At 65.8% G+C, this 15,006-nt stretch carries 11 protein-coding genes; 5 read left to right on the top strand and 6 right to left on the bottom strand.

The window, feature by feature from the left end; all coding sequences use genetic code 11:
• Positions 1–2: 2 nt before the first annotated feature.
• Together CH291_RS03220 and CH291_RS03215 are read right to left on the bottom strand one after the other, a co-directional pair.
• Entirely contained in the window at positions 3–1,250 is a 1,248-nt protein-coding gene (locus CH291_RS03220) for a hypothetical protein (protein WP_094686708.1), read from the bottom strand.
• Positions 1,247–2,011, bottom strand: a complete 765-nt coding sequence (locus CH291_RS03215) for a crotonase/enoyl-CoA hydratase family protein (protein WP_094686707.1) — start codon at positions 2,009–2,011, stop codon at positions 1,247–1,249. Before CH291_RS03215 ends, CH291_RS03220 begins: the two co-directional genes overlap by 4 nt.
• Before the next feature lie 61 nt (positions 2,012–2,072).
• Between CH291_RS03215 and CH291_RS03210 the strand changes: the two genes are divergently transcribed.
• On the top strand, positions 2,073–2,675 hold the full coding sequence (locus CH291_RS03210) for a TetR/AcrR family transcriptional regulator (protein ID WP_094668576.1): 603 nt from the start codon (positions 2,073–2,075) through the stop codon (positions 2,673–2,675).
• Positions 2,662–4,278, top strand: coding sequence for an acyl-CoA dehydrogenase family protein (locus CH291_RS03205; RefSeq protein ID WP_094686706.1), 1,617 nt, complete (start codon positions 2,662–2,664; stop codon positions 4,276–4,278). The genes CH291_RS03210 and CH291_RS03205 overlap by 14 nt, the downstream gene beginning before the upstream one ends.
• Positions 4,279–4,345: 67 nt before the next feature.
• Here the strand turns inward: CH291_RS03205 and CH291_RS03200 are convergent, their stop codons facing one another.
• Positions 4,346–5,314, bottom strand: a complete 969-nt coding sequence (locus CH291_RS03200) for a type IV toxin-antitoxin system AbiEi family antitoxin domain-containing protein (RefSeq protein ID WP_094686705.1) — start codon at positions 5,312–5,314, stop codon at positions 4,346–4,348.
• A 125-nt stretch (positions 5,315–5,439) separates the two neighbouring features.
• A complete protein-coding gene (pgi, locus tag CH291_RS03195) occupies positions 5,440–7,089 on the bottom strand; it encodes a glucose-6-phosphate isomerase (protein WP_094686704.1) in 1,650 nt (549 codons plus the stop codon).
• Positions 7,090–7,172: 83 nt separating this feature from the next.
• Between pgi and CH291_RS03190 the strand changes: the two genes are divergently transcribed.
• Positions 7,173–8,624 (top strand): NAD-dependent succinate-semialdehyde dehydrogenase, encoded by a 1,452-nt coding sequence (locus CH291_RS03190; RefSeq protein WP_094686773.1) that lies wholly within the window; start codon positions 7,173–7,175, stop codon positions 8,622–8,624.
• A 47-nt stretch (positions 8,625–8,671) separates the two neighbouring features.
• On the opposite strand, the gene CH291_RS03185 is transcribed toward CH291_RS03190, so the two are convergent.
• Entirely contained in the window at positions 8,672–8,962 is a 291-nt protein-coding gene (locus tag CH291_RS03185) for a chorismate mutase (protein WP_068050144.1), read from the bottom strand.
• A 295-nt stretch (positions 8,963–9,257) separates the two neighbouring features.
• Between CH291_RS03185 and CH291_RS03180 the strand changes: the two genes are divergently transcribed.
• Positions 9,258–11,747 carry a UvrD-helicase domain-containing protein gene (locus tag CH291_RS03180; RefSeq protein ID WP_094686703.1) on the top strand — a complete coding sequence of 830 codons (2,490 nt, stop codon included), beginning with the start codon at positions 9,258–9,260 and terminating at the stop codon, positions 11,745–11,747.
• A 69-nt stretch (positions 11,748–11,816) separates the two neighbouring features.
• Here CH291_RS03180 and CH291_RS03175 read toward each other — a convergent pair whose 3' ends face one another.
• Complete coding sequence (locus CH291_RS03175; protein ID WP_094686702.1) at positions 11,817–12,836, bottom strand: M23 family metallopeptidase; 1,020 nt, start codon at positions 12,834–12,836, stop codon at positions 11,817–11,819.
• Positions 12,837–13,076: 240 nt separating this feature from the next.
• Here CH291_RS03175 and CH291_RS03170 point away from each other — a divergent pair, with 240 nt between their 5' ends.
• Positions 13,077–14,942, top strand: coding sequence for a hypothetical protein (locus CH291_RS03170; RefSeq protein WP_143545873.1), 1,866 nt, complete (start codon positions 13,077–13,079; stop codon positions 14,940–14,942).
• Positions 14,943–15,006: the final 64 nt, after the last annotated feature.

The following is a 15,006-nucleotide window of genomic DNA, read 5'->3' as shown; positions in this document are numbered from 1 at the left end:
ACCTACCAGGGTTTGGCGGCCAGGTTCCGCGTCGCCAGGGCTCGGTGCACGGCCGCGGTGAGCTCGGCCGGCGATCCAGCGAGGGCGTCATCGGTGCACACCAGCGAGAGCGTGTAGTTGCCGTTCAGTCGGGAGAGATAGGTGGACATTCGGATCGTCGACAGTGCGCCCGACGGGTTCGGATGGATCGCCCGGGTCGCGAGTCCGCACGATCGATGGGAGCCGAGCGCGGCGATGCCGTCGGGAATGTCGCCGATGTTGGAGCACAACACTTCTCCGCGCCCCGGGGTCGACGTCAGCTTCGCGGCGACACGGTGGGGGAGCAGCTGGACGATCTCGGGTGGATAGCCTGCCGGAGCTCCGACGGGCTTGCCGAACGCTGCCTTGCACGCTGCCCGGATGGCCGCGGGTGAGTCGTCTCCGCGCACGGCGACGGTGGCCATGCCGATCGCATTGGCATCACCGGACCCGGTGCGGAAAGGAATGTCGACGGTCACTGCGGGAGAGCCGAGTTCGTTCATCGTGGCGGCAATGACGGAGACGAACAGCGAATTGGCCGATCCGCCGACGCGTCGGGCAGCCGAATCCCACTCCGCAGCATCGACATCCACGATCACCGACGTCATTCTTTTCGCGTGGTGCGGTGCGATACCGCCGCTGTCGGCGGTGGTGAACGCTCGCAATTCGGCTCTGGCTTTCTTGCTGACCCACAATCTTGCCGTCGCCGCGATGGAGCGTAGGAGAACGGTGACGATCATCGCGAGCGCATCCTTCACGTCCGAGCCCGGGCGCAGCACATGCACCGGTGCCGATCCTGAGAATGCCTGTGCCGCAGCGTCGATGAGCTCACGGGCATCGGCCAGCGCGTGCGAACACACCAGGGACAGCACGGTTCCGCCGTGTGCAACGGGCGCGGCCGTCAACCGCCAGCCGGGCCCGTACTGCGGATCGAGTCGAACGTCTGCCTGCGCGTCGGCCCAGCCGATGATGTCGTCGACCGCGTCGGTGCCGTACTCGAGGGGAAGCGATTCGGATGAGATGTCCCATCGAAGTCGCGCCCCGGGGATGCGGGGCTTGCCGACTCGACGACCGAGCTGCCCGACGGCCAGTTCGTCGTGGATCCTGTCGAGTTCTTCCCTGCTCACCGTCTCGGTCGTGCGCCAGATACCCTGCAGTGCAATGGGAATTCCGTAGCCGCGGTGGGTCCGGAGAAATATCTCGTCGATCACCGACAGACGCGTGGACTTCACGGACTCGGGGTGCCGTGACGTCCCGCGCCCGAGACGAACTTGCTCGCGCCGGTGAGTGCGTCGGCGGTGATCGAGATGGCTCCGTGCCGAAACTCGTTCTTCAGCGCTGCCTCCTCGTCGAGGCCGTCCTGTTCGAGGACGGACAGGCGATCCTCGCGCATGCAGGTCTGGGGTAGCAGGGCGAGTTCGGCAGCCAAGGCCTCCGCCTCCGAACGCGCTCGCCCCACCGGAACGACTCGGGTGATCAGTCCGATGTTCAGAGCTTCCTGCGCATCGACTGCACGACCGGTGAGGACCATGTCCATCGCCCGGCCGGTTCCGACGATGCGCGGCAAACGCACTGTGCCGCCGTCGATCAAGGGAACACCCCAGCGTCGGCAGAACACGCCGAACGTCGCGTCGTCCTCGGCGATGCGAAGGTCGCACCACAGTGCGAGTTCGAGTCCGCCCGCGACGGCGTACCCGGAGACAGCCGCGATGACGGGCTTGGACAACCGCATTCGCGTCGGACCCATCGGGCCGTCGCCGTGTTCGGTGGCGTGGTTGGAGCGTGATGTCCCGAGTGCCTCGAGATCGGCTCCCGAGCAGAACGTGCCGCCTGCGCCCCACAGCACGGCCACCGAGGCGGACTCGTCGGCGTCGAACTCCTCGAACGCCTGGGTCAGCTCCTGGGCGGTCGGGCCGTCGACCGCGTTACGCACCTCAGGGCGCGACAGGACGATTGTGGTGACGGGGCCTGATCGTTCGATCCGTACCGACATGTCTGTGAACCCTACTCGAGTTCTCTTGCGTGAAGCAGTGAATCAGTGCTTCAATCCTTGCATGCCCTATCGACGGACGCCCGCGGTGCAGGCCAGACTCGACGCCGGTCGTGAAAAGCTGTTCGACGCTGCCATCGAGGTGCTCTCCACACAGGGCTACGCAGGTCTGTCGATCGCGTCGGTCGCCGCGGCAGCAGGTGTGTCCGCAGGCAGCGTCTACACGCACTTCGAGGGCAAGTCGGATCTGGTCGTCGCTATCTTTCGCGAGGTCTGCAGCCGCGAGGTCGCTGCAGTGGTGGCCGTTTCCGGGCACGGCAGCACCGCCGAGCGGGTCACGGCAGTGGTGCAGACCTTCGCCGGGCGGGCCTTGAAGAACCGAACGATGGCGTACGCGTTGTTGGCCGAACCGGTGGACCAGGCCGTCGACGCCGAGCGGTTGGTGTTCCGGCAGAAATTCACCGATGCCTTCGCCGACGCCATCGTGGCCGGCATCGCTGCGGGCGAGATCCCCGAGCAGGACGTCCGCATCTCGGCAGCAGGGCTGGTCGGTGCCGTCGGCGAAGTGCTGGTAGGTCCGTTGTCATCGCAGAACTCGGTGGACGTGATACCGGGTCTGGTCGCATTGTCGTTGCGCACGTTAGGAGTTCGAGATGGACACGCATGAGGTATTCAACCAGGCAGTCGACCTGAGTCCGTTCGACACGTCCGCGGACCCGTCGTTGCTCGACGGCGTCGCGCGTACCGGTGGCGGCTGGGCGCTCGACGAGATTCGGCAACTGGGAGTCCTCGCCGGTGGAGTGGCGGCACAGGACTGGGGCCGGATCGCCAACGAGAACCCGCCGGTGCTGAAGACTCACGATCGATACGGCAATCGGATCGACGAAGTCGAATTCCACCCGCACTGGCACGATCTGATGACCGTTGCCGTCGAGCACGGGCTGCACGCCAGTCCGTGGGCCGACGATCGCGTCGGTGCTCACGTTGCCCGCGCCGCGAAGTTCTACGTCTGGGGGCAGGCGGAGGCCGGGCACATGTGCCCCATCTCGATGACCTATGCCGTCGTTCCGGCGTTGCGGCACAATCCTTCTCTGGCCGCGCAGTACGAGCCGCTGCTGGCCTCGCGAGAATACGACTTCGGGCTGCGTGTTCCGTCCGAGAAGCGCGGACTGATCGCCGGAATGTCGATGACCGAGAAACAGGGCGGATCCGATGTCCGCGCCAACACCACCACGGCCACTCCGTCGTCGGACGAAACGTACTCGATCACCGGCCACAAGTGGTTCACGTCCGCGCCGATGTCGGACATGTTCCTCACTCTGGCGCAGGCTCCCGGCGGGCTGTCGTGTTTCATGCTGCCGCGCGTGCTGCCCGACGGTACCCGCAACCGAATGATGCTGCAGCGCTTGAAGGACAAGCTCGGTAACAAGTCGAACGCATCCGGTGAGCTCGAGTATCACGGGGCGACCGGCTGGCTCGTCGGCGAAGAGGGGCGCGGCGTGCGCACCATCATCGAGATGGTCAACATGACCCGGTTGGACTGCGTCATCGGGTCGGCTGCCGGAATCCGCAACGCCACAGTGCGCGCAGTCCATCACGCGCGTCATCGAGCTGCGTTCGGGGCTGCCCTTGTCGACCAGCCTTTGATGCGAAACGTACTGGCAGACTTGACCGTCGAATCCGAGGCCGCCACCGCTGCCATGATCCGCCTGGCGCAGGCCACCGACGGCTCGGCCCGCGGCGATGAGCAGGAAAGTGCACTGCGCCGAATCGCGTTGGCCGTCACCAAGTACTGGGTATGCAAGAGGGCGCCGGCACACGCCGCCGAAGCACTCGAATGTCTCGGTGGCAACGGCTATGTCGAGGAATCGGGAATGCCTCGACTGTTCCGCGAATCACCGCTGATGTCCATCTGGGAAGGCTCCGGCAACGTCGCCGCACTCGATTCCCTACGCGCATTGGCCCGTCAACCCGACAGTGTCGAGGCCTTCTTCGGTGAGATCGGCCAGGCGTCGGGCGTGGATTCTCGCCTGGACGACGCCATCGCCCGCGTCGGCAAGGAACTCTCCGACACCTCCGACATGGAATACCGGGCCAGGCGAGTCGTCGAACTGATGGCTCTGACCTTCCAAGGCGCGCAGCTGGTGATGCACGGCGATTCCGCTGTGGCCGATGCCTTCTGCGCCACTCGACTCGACCGTGACTGGGGCATTGCTTTCGGCACCCTGCCCGTCGGCGTCGATACGGAGGCGGTGTTGGCGCGGGTGTGACTTCTCGGCTCGAGTCTGAGGGGGATCGGCTCCCCACATTTGGATTTGTGACGCCGATCGGAGTCGGTTATCCGAAACTGGGGAGCTGATCCGTTGAAAGGCGCTGGTCTCCGAACCACCCGGCCGGTGTGGGAAGGCCTGCTGCGCGGGCGAAGGCTTGCTCGAAGCGGCGAAGTAGCGCTTGCGGATCGTCGAGGTCCCGCCAATTCCACCGGACGATCACCCAGCCCAACTGGCGTAGTCGGTCCTCGCGATACTTTTCGTCGAGCAGTACCCGCTTGGAGTCGTACTTCGACTCGCCGTCGAACTCTCCGATCACTTTGAACTCCCAGAACAGAAAGTCGACACGTCCGACGAAGCGGCCCGCACCGTCGTACACCCATTGATTGAGCAACGGAGTCGGCAGGGGGAGCGTCTCGAACAGCATCCGACTTCGAGATTCGCCGACACTCTCACTGCGCCCGGTCATCAGCGACACCGCTCGCCGGGCGGCGGAGATACCCGTGCGGAACCGCGCCGTCTCCACTGCAGCAGACAGAGCGTCGGTGTCGGTGTGACCCGACCTGAGTGCGCTGTCGCCTACACACACCGACCGCTCGACGGTCGTGGTGCGTGCGATGTCGACGACGGTGCGGGCTGCCGAGGTGACCGGATAGCCGTTGATCGTCGCCCGCTCGGAGGGCTCGAGTGCGGTGCCGTGAAGGATTCGTAGCGGCCGACGCTTGCTGGCGTAGTCGAGACCGTGTGTCATGTGCACCTTGTCCAGCGGTAGCTGCCAGATGTCGAAGTCCCAGGCGATCGCGGCCGAGACATGGCTGAGCACGTGGTCCGGGGGAGCCGACATCAGATAGGACCGCGCGAGTAAGGAATGTCGTTGGGTGGGACTCGCCGACTCGATCGATGCTGTCGACACGTAGAACCCCGGCCGCAGGACCGACAGTTCCCCGGTGCGGCGGAGTCGTCGCAGGTCGTCGTCGGTCAATCCGAATGCGAGCGCATCGGCTCGGGTGAACAGGTCCGTCTGGGGTAAGTCCATGACTGCTTGGACGCGCCGGGTGCCGAAACGGATCCATCAGCAACGGAAAAGCTCCCCAGTTTTGGATATCCGACGCCGATCGGAGTCTGAAATCCGAAACTGGGGAGCTGATCCGCCGCCGCAACTCAGGCGGAACGACCCCGCTGCGCTCGGTACCAGCGCACCAGGGCATCGGTGGATGAATCCGATTGTGCAGCAGGCGCTTCGGCGTCGGTCAGTACAGGCGTCAGTTCGAGGGCCTGGGTCTTACCGAGTTCGACGCCCCACTGATCGTAGGAGTCCACGCCCCAGATGACGCCTTCGACGAAGACCTGGTGCTCGTACAGCGCGATCAACTGACCGACCACCGACGGCGTGAGCTTGGGGGCGAGGATGGAGGTGGTGGGCCGATTGCCGGGCATCACCTTGTGCGGCACAACATCTGCCGGAGTGTCCTCGGCAGCGATCTCCTCGGCGGTCTTGCCGAAGGCGAGCACCTTGGTCTGGGCGAAGAAGTTGCTCATCAGCAGATCGTGCATCGATCCGCTGCCGTCGCGGGTCGGCAGATCGTCGGTGGGCTCGGCGAATCCGATGAAGTCCGCAGGCACCAAACGTGTTCCCTGGTGCAGCAATTGGTAGAAAGCGTGCTGGCCGTTGGTGCCCGGTTCGCCCCAGAAGATCTCGCCGGTCGGCGTGGTGACGGGGGAGCCGTCGGCCTTGACGGACTTGCCGTTGGACTCCATCGTCAGCTGCTGCAGGTATGCCGCAAAACGGGAGAGGTCATTCGCATACGGCAGCACCGCGCGGGTTTCCGCACCGAAGAAGGAGCTGTACCACAGGCCGACGAGGCCGAGCAGTACCGGCGCGTTCTCGGCGAGCGGCGTCAACCGGAAATGCTCGTCGATGCGATGGAAGCCGTCGAGGAACTCGCCGAACGCTTCCTTGCCCACAACGGCCATGACCGACAACCCGATTGCCGAATCGACGGAGTAGCGTCCGCCGACCCAGTCCCAGAAGCCGAACATGTTGGCGGTGTCGATCCCGAAGTCCGCGACGCGTTCGGCGTTGGTGGAGACGGCGACGAAGTGCTTGGCGACGGCGTCTTCACCGAGCGCGTCGACGAGCCAGCGCCTGGCCGCGGTCGCGTTCGTCAGTGTCTCCAGGGTGGAGAACGTCTTGGACGCGATGATGAACAGCGTCGACGCTGGGTCGAGCCCGTCGAGTGCACCGACGAGATCGGCTGGGTCGACGTTGGAAACGAACTTCGCGGAAATCCCCGCGTCGGCGTAATGACGGAGCGCGTTGTAGACCATGACCGGTCCCAGGTCGCTACCGCCGATGCCGATGTTTACGACGGTGGCGATCTTCTCGCCGGTGGCACCGACCCATTCGCCCGAACGCACTCGGTCGGTGAATTCGCCCATCGCAGTGAGGACTTCGTGCACATCGGCGACGACGTCCTGGCCGTCGACCGTCAGCGACGCGTCGGCCGGTAGGCGCAGCGCGGTGTGCAGTACGGCGCGGTCCTCGGAGGTGTTGATGTGCTCACCGGCGAACATGGCGTCGCGCTTGCCCTCGACGTCGGCGGTGCGCGCGAGTTCGACGAGCAGTTCGATGGTCTCGCGGGTGATCCGGTGCTTGCTGTAGTCGATATGCAGATCGGCGGCGTCGAGCGTGAACGTGTGCGCTCGGTCGGCGTCCTCGGCGAACAGGTTCCGAAGATGAGTATCGGCGATCGTGGAGTAGTGATCGGTCAGCTTCTGCCAGGCATCCGTGCCGGTGATATCGACGCTCATACGAACCAACAGTAATCCGGTGCCGAGTCATGCGCGCGTCGTTTGTCGTTTGCATCGGGCGCTGCGGAGGCATCATGGACGGTATGGACCAACGTGCATTGATCGATTCGATTCCGGCAAAACTGTGGATCGGCGGCAAGGCCGTCGACGCCGAGGGAGGTAAGACGTTCCCGGTGAACGATCCGGCGACCGGCAAGCCCCTGACCGAGGTGGCCGACGCATCGCCCGCCGATGCGATGAAGGCGCTCGACGCCGCCGCGGCGGCGCAGAAGGGTTGGGCGGCAACACCCGCCCGCGAGCGCAGTGAGATTCTCCGAGCGGCGTTCGAGAAGGTCACCGAACGCGCCGACGACATCGCGCTGCTGATGACCCTGGAGATGGGTAAGGCCCTCGCGGAGTCCAAGGCCGAGGTGAAATACGGTGCCGAGTTCTTCCGCTGGTTCGCCGAGGAAGCGGTACGCATCGGCGGTCGCTACACCCCGGCCCCGGCGGGCAACGGTCGAATCCTCGTCACCAAGGCCCCGGTGGGGCCCGTCCTGGCGATCACGCCGTGGAACTTCCCGTTGGCGATGGGTACCAGAAAGATCGGGCCCGCTCTGGCCGCCGGCTGCACCATCGTCGTCAAGCCAGCTCGTGAGACCCCGCTGACGATGCTGCTGCTCGCGCAGATCTTCGACGAGGTCGGCTTGCCCGAAGGCGTGCTGTCGGTGCTGACGACATCCAAGTCCGGTGACGTCACCGGCCCCCTCATCGAGGATCCGCGGATGCGCAAGCTCACCTTCACCGGCTCGACGGGCGTCGGCAAGTCTCTCGTCCAGAAGTCCGCGACTCGGTTGCTGCGCACGTCGATGGAATTGGGCGGCAACGCCCCGTTCGTGGTGTTCGACGACGCGAACATCGACGACGCGGTGGACGGAGCGATGCTCGCCAAGATGCGCAACGGCGGCGAGGCCTGCACCGCCGCGAACCGGTTGCACGTGCACAACAGCGTGCGCGAGGAGTTCACCACCAAACTCGTGGAAAAGATGGCCGAGATGAAGCTCGGACCCGGCGTCGACCCCGATACCAAGCTCGGACCGCTGATCAATGCCGATCAGCTCGAGACCGTGCAGGAACTCGTCGACGACGCGGTGGCCAAGGGCGCGACGGTGGCTCTCGGGGGCACCGCGCCGGGCGGGGACGGCTACTTCTACCCGGCGACCGTGCTCACCGAAGTGCCTGCCGATGCACGGATTCTGAAGGAAGAGGTGTTCGGGCCGGTGGCTCCGATCGTGGGCTTCGACACCGAGCAGGAAGGTATCGACGCCGCCAACGCCACCGAGTACGGCCTGGCGTCGTACATCTACACCGAGAGTCTCGATCGGGCGCTACGGGTGGCCGACGCTATCGACAGTGGCATGGTGGGCGTCAACCGCGGAGTGATCTCGGACGCGGCAGCGCCGTTCGGTGGAGTCAAAGAATCCGGATTCGGCCGCGAGGGCGGATCCGAGGGAATCGAGGAGTATCTCGAGACCAAGTACATCGCTCTGAAGTGAGCTACTGACGGTTGGGCGTGCGCACCGCGCGCCCAACCGAGGGCGGATCAGTGGCCGAGGCGACCGCGACCGAGGCGGAGCAGGAGCATGGCCAGCGTGTGGCCTTCCTGGCCCAGGCTGCTGAAACGCTCGAGAACCTTCATCTCACGGCTGTGCACCAGGCGCGGTCCGCCGGAGGCCATGCGGGTGCGTCCGATGATCTGCGATACCTCGGAGCGACGCTTGATGGCCGTCAGGATCTCGGCATCGAGGCGATCGATTTCCTGGCGCAGGTCGTTGATCTCGGCTTCGCTCGTGGGCACTGCGGTCTCTGAGTCGATCTTCGTCGTCATGGCCATCGTCTCTCCTCGGGTCACATCTTGGATCGCTGCGTCGTCCGTCACCGTTACGCCTTTCGTATTCGGAACTGCATCGCCGGTCGGTTCGGTCCCGTCCGGAACCTGGGCGTTGCGTCTATCGACAGGCTCCTGCACGCGTGGCCGAACAGTGGCCGACCCGATGCAGGCGATGACGTACGGTTTTTTCGATCACCGATCCAGTGTGCCACGGGTCAACCCTCCTGAAAAGTCGTCGGTTCGGCCGACGACCACGCGATGTGGGTTTGTCGGTACGCGCCGGTAACCTGACCACACGATGAACACATTCCTCCAGGGCCTCCAATCCCGACAGAACACCTCGTCCGACACACTGCTGGAAGGTCTCAATCCCCAGCAGCGTGAGGCCGTCGTGCACACCGGATCTCCGCTGCTCATCGTGGCCGGAGCCGGGTCGGGCAAGACGGCGGTGCTGACGCGTCGTATCGCGTATCTGCTGGCCGAGCGAGGAGTGTCACCCGGCCAGGTTCTGGCCATCACGTTCACCAACAAGGCCGCTGCCGAGATGCGCGAGCGAGTCGCCGGACTCGTGGGACCGCGTGCGAACGCCATGTGGGTGTCGACCTTCCACTCGAGTTGCGTGCGGATCCTGCGCGCGCAGGCTGCGCTGCTGCCCGGTCTGAACTCGAACTTCTCCATCTACGACGCCGACGACTCTCGGCGACTGCTGACGATGATCTCCAAGGATCTGCAGATCGACACCAAGAAGTTCTCGGCGCGGCTGCTCTCGACGGCCATCTCGAACCTGAAGAACGAGCTGATCGGCCCCGACAAGGCAGCGGAGGACGCCGACGGCGATCCCGCCGAGCTCCCGCGGCTGGTGGCCAAGGTCTACGGCATATATCAGCAGCGGCTGCGCGCGGCCAACGCGATGGATTTCGACGACCTCATCGGCGAAACGGTGGGCATTCTGCAGGCGTTCCCCCAGGTGGCTCAGTACTATCGACGCCGGTTTCGGCACGTTCTGGTCGACGAGTACCAGGACACCAACCACGCCCAGTACATGTTGGTCCGCGAATTGGTCGGTACCCCCGACGCCGACGGTGCACTCGAGGGCACCGTCGCGCCGGGCGAGCTGTGTGTGGTGGGCGACGCGGATCAGTCCATCTACGCATTCCGTGGTGCCACGATTCGCAACATCGAGGAATTCGAGCGCGACTATCCCGACGCACGCACCATCCTGCTCGAGCAGAACTACCGATCGACGCAGAACATCCTCTCGGCCGCCAACGCGGTGATCTCGCGCAACATCGGCCGGCGTGAGAAGAAACTGTGGACCGACACCGGCGAGGGCGAGTTGATCGTCGGTTACGTCGCCGACAACGAGCACGACGAGGCGTCGTTCGTGGCCTCCGAGATCGATCGGCTCGTCGACGGCGGAGACGTGCGCTTCGACGAGGTGGCCGTCTTCTATCGAACCAACAACTCCTCGCGTGCGCTCGAAGAGATCTTCATCCGACTCGGACTGCCGTACAAGGTCGTCGGCGGAGTCCGATTCTACGAGCGCAAGGAGGTACGAGACCTCGTCGCGTACCTGCGGGTGCTGTCCAACGAGGACGACACCGTCAGCATGCGACGGATCCTCAACACTCCGCGCCGGGGGATCGGCGATCGTGCCGAGGCCTGTGTCGCCGTGCACGCCGAGCAACGAGACATCAGCTTCTCACGCGCATTGCACGACGCGGCTGCGGGCAAGGTGGCGTTGCTCAACTCGCGGCAGCAGAAGTTGATCGCGCAGTTCATGGAGTTGCTCGACGAACTACGTGCAGTGCTCACCGCCACCGACGGAGACGGCAACGACATCGCCGACATCGGTGATGTCGTCGAAGCCGTTCTCGACCGCACCGGCTACCGCGCCGAGCTCGAAGCCAGCAGTGATCCGCAGGACGGCGCGCGCCTCGACAACCTCAATGAACTCGTCAGCGTCGCACGGGAATTCACCTCGGAGGCGCGTAACCAGACCGCAGTGGCGGCAGAGGCTCTCGAAACCGGGGACGACGAGAACGCCGACGCGGACGGTGGCGTCGACGGGTTGGCCGAGCCGGGGTCGCTCGCGGCGTTCCTCGAGCGGGTCTCTCTGGTGGCCGACACCGATCAGATCCCCGATTCGGGTACCGGCGTCGTCACCCTGATGACGCTGCACACCGCGAAGGGTCTGGAATTCCCGGTCGTCTTCGTGACGGGTTGGGAGGACGGCCAATTCCCGCACATGCGGGCGCTCGGTGACCCCAACGAACTGTCCGAGGAGCGACGCCTGGCATACGTGGGGATCACCCGTGCGCGGCAGCGGCTCTACCTCACGCGCGCGATCATGCGCTCGGCATGGGGGCAGCCCATCGCGAATCCGGAATCGCGCTTCCTGCAGGAAGTTCCGCAGCACTTGATCGACTGGCGACGCGAGGATCCGGGCACCGGGGGAGGCCGAGCCATCGGCGGGGGCAGATCCGGCAGCTACGGATCGGGTGGCGGATACGGCTCGAACAATTACGGCTCGAACAGCTACGGCTCCGGCAGCTACGGCTCCTCGAATCGCGGCCAGAGTTCGACGCCGAGTTTCGGTGCCGCCAAGGGGCGTAACTCGAACCTCGTTCTCGCTGTGGGCGATCGAGTCAGCCACGACAAGTACGGCCTGGGTACGGTGCTGGAATCGACCGGTGCCGGAGTCAAGGCGATGGTGTTGGTCGACTTCGGTTCGGCTGGTCGCGTGAAGATGATGCTCATCGGCGGCGTCCCGATGACCAAGCTGTAACAGAGCCGAGAACGCGAAAGCCGGACCCTGCGACAGCGGGGTCCGGCTTCGAGTCGAAAGCTGGTGTACTCAGTCCATCTCTGGGCCGAGGGAAATTCCTCGGGAAGCGAGCCACGGAAGCGGGTCGATCTTGACCTCGCCCGGAAGGTGGACCTCGAAGTGCAGGTGCGGGCCGGTGGAGAAGCCGCGGTTGCCCATCGTCGCGATCTGATCGCCTGCCATGACGTCCTGACCGACGGTCACGGTCGAGGTGTCGATGTGGCCGTAGACGGTGATCGTGCCGTCGGCGTGCTGCACGCGAACCCACATGCCGAAGCCTGCGGCCGGACCGGAGTCGATCACCTTGCCGTCGGCGACGGCGTAGATCGGGGTTCCGATGGCGTTGGCAACATCGACGCCGGCGTGGAGGACGCCCCAGCGGGTGCCGAAGTTGGAGGTGTAGGTGCCCTGCGCCGGCAGTGCGAACAGCGGCCTGCGCGCAGCGGCTTCGCGGGCGGCACGCTCTTCGCTGAAGCGCTGGCCCTTGGCGAGCAGGTCGTTGAACTGGCTCAGATCCACCGGCGCAGCGATGCTGAGGATCTGCGGAGCCTCCGACGGCGTCGCGCTGGACGAGTCGGCTTCGACCTCGGTGGTCTGCGGAGCGGTGGTGGCCGCGACTGCTGCCGCAGCGGGTGCTTCACCTGCGGCGAGTGCGTACTCGGAGGTGGCGACCGCGGTGGGTGCGTCGTCGTTGACGACGGCCTGGCCGGCCGCGACGACCGCACCTGCGGCCACTGCGAGTACTGCAGCTCGGCCCTTGAGTGCGGTGGGGGGAAGGGGGATGCGGTGCGCTCCGCCGCGACGGGCCACGGGGGTGGCGTCTGCGGTGGTGGCGAACGTGGTGACGACGGTCGGCGACTCATCGGCTGCGACGTAGGCGGTATCGACGTACTCGGCCTCGGCGTACTGGTACGCGGGGTAGGCATACCCGTCGTATGCACCGTTGTCGGCAGGTGCGGCGGCGGGCTCGTAGCTGTAGACCGTGGTCGCGTCTTCGGCCGAGGGTCGAGAGAATCTGCTCGATGTGAAGGACGCACGGTGTTGCTGCAAGACCTACAACCTCCGTTATCCGTGACCTGGCCGTTACTGAAAGACTCGGCAGACGGTAACGAAATGATTGCGAGGCGCGCAAGTTAACAGCCCAAACCGGCGGCATATGTGAGATGGCTCACAAGGCGACCAGCGGTTATGTCGTGACGGGCCACATTCGTAATCGGACACGAGAACACGTGGACGGCACACGGTGACAGTAACGGTTCTCGCATCGATCGAGCCGATACCGTGATCCGAGTGCCGACTCCCACCTTCGACGACTCGTCCGCCTCCGGCTCCGAGCGAGCGGAACCGCAGCGAATCCGACCCCAGGACGGAGAGTTCGGCCCAGCCGACGATCCGTCGCCCACTCCGCGCATCGCGCTTGCCGTCGCACTCGCTCTGATCGCTGCGGTTGCCGCAGTGGCCGCCCAGCTGATCGGCGTCGTCCGCAGCGCGGACGGTTCGCCGGTGGGTACCGGGGCAATGGCGGCCGCGATCCTGGCCGCTGCCGTCCCCGTCGTCGTTGTCCTCGGAGCCGCGGCGGGTGTGGTCGGCAAACGCGTCGAGTTCGCCGCAGCTCTGCTGGCCGGATACGGCGCAGTGGCACTCGGCCTCACGTTGCTCGACGTTGCCCTGCTGTCCGATCCCATCGATGCGAATCGGCTCGAGCTCTTCCGCCCGCTGAGCGCCGCCATGCTCGACGCGACCGCCGGTGCCTATGTTCTGCTCGCCGGTCACGCTGTGTCGGTGCTAGCGGGTGTTGCGGGGTGGTCTGCGGTGCACCGCGCCGGGCTCGGTGACGGGTACGGCCACTCGGTGTATTCGGAACACGTGGGCCGCGCGTCGGCGGGTCGTGTCGGACCGTTGCTCGCGGCGCTGCTCGGCGCGTTCGGTGTGCTGGCGGCCGTTGCGGCTTTTACCTCGCTGTACCGCTCGGCCGATCCGGTGGTGATCGTGACGGCAGTGGTGGAGTCGCCGGTGTTCGTCGCGGTGGGCTCCGGAGTCGTCGGTATCGCGGCGCTCGTGGTGGCTGCGTCGGCCCTGGCTTCCCTGTCGCCGCAGGTGGCGTCGGGTGCGTCCGTCGGTGCCGGGGTCGGTGTACTCGGTTTCGCCGGGGTCGGGCTGCTCGCTGGGCTGAGCACCGGAGCTCGGGTCGACGCCGGGCTCGGTGCCTATCTGGGAACGCTGGCGGGGCTCGGACTGCTGATCTGCGGCGCAGTGCTTGCACCCGTCGCTGCTGCGCGTGACCGTCGGGCGCTGGAGAGAGCGCAGCAGCGCGAGTCGGGTGCGCGAAGTGTCCGCGGTGTCGCAGGCCTCGGATCGACGAGGTGGCATGCCGCGGCCGGCAGCATCGGCGTAATTGCAGGCGTGCTGTTCGTCGTCGGATCGTTGTTGCCGATTCTGGAGACCGACTCGGGGATCGCCGTGCCGCAGATATTGGCCACTCGCGTGGTGATGGTCGCGGGGTTCGTGATGATTCTGGGTTCGGTGCCGCTGCTGTTCTCCGAATTCGCTTCGGCTGCGCGGCCGTTCGTCTCGGTGTTCTGGCTCGGCGCGGTTGCCGCAGCGGCTGGGGTGCTGCAGTCGGTGGTGCTCGCCGAGGACGTGGACGGCGTCGGTGCCGGCATCGGCGCTCTGGCGATCATCGCGGGCGTCGTCGCAGCGGTGGCCACCGGACTGCTGGCACTGTTCGCCGGCTCGGCCGAACGCGACGACGTCGATACGTCCGCAGACGCATCAACCGACGGCGTGGTGCTCGGTACCGGCTTGTTCGGTGCAGTACTTCTCGCTGTCGGCCTGGCTCTGCCGCTGTATCGGGGCAGCGATTTCACTGCCGCCACCGTCACCGAATTCCCATGGGGTTGGGACACCTGGGGACAGATGCTGCTCGCCGTCGGCGTGGTCGTGGCCGCCGTCGTCGCGGCGCGAGCTCGGGTCGCACGCGGCAGCGTCCTGCTCGGCGGAGCAGCCGTCGCCGGGATCGTCCATCTGGCGTCGTGGCCGCTGACATCTGCACGCGCCACCGATCCGGAAATGGGGCCTGCGGTGCTCCCGTTGGTGGCGGGAATCGTCGTTCTCGGTGTCGCCGCGGCACTTTCGGCCCGCCGCGACGATCGGTGACGGCCGTTTCATCGAGCCGGTGGCGGTGAGATAGGCCACATAGCATGCATGCGCCCGATGCGCG

The sequence above is a fragment of the Rhodococcus sp. 14-1411-2a genome, from assembly GCF_002259485.1.
Lineage (GTDB): Bacteria > Actinomycetota > Actinomycetes > Mycobacteriales > Mycobacteriaceae > Rhodococcoides.
This window is presented reverse-complemented; position numbering and strand designations above follow the sequence as displayed.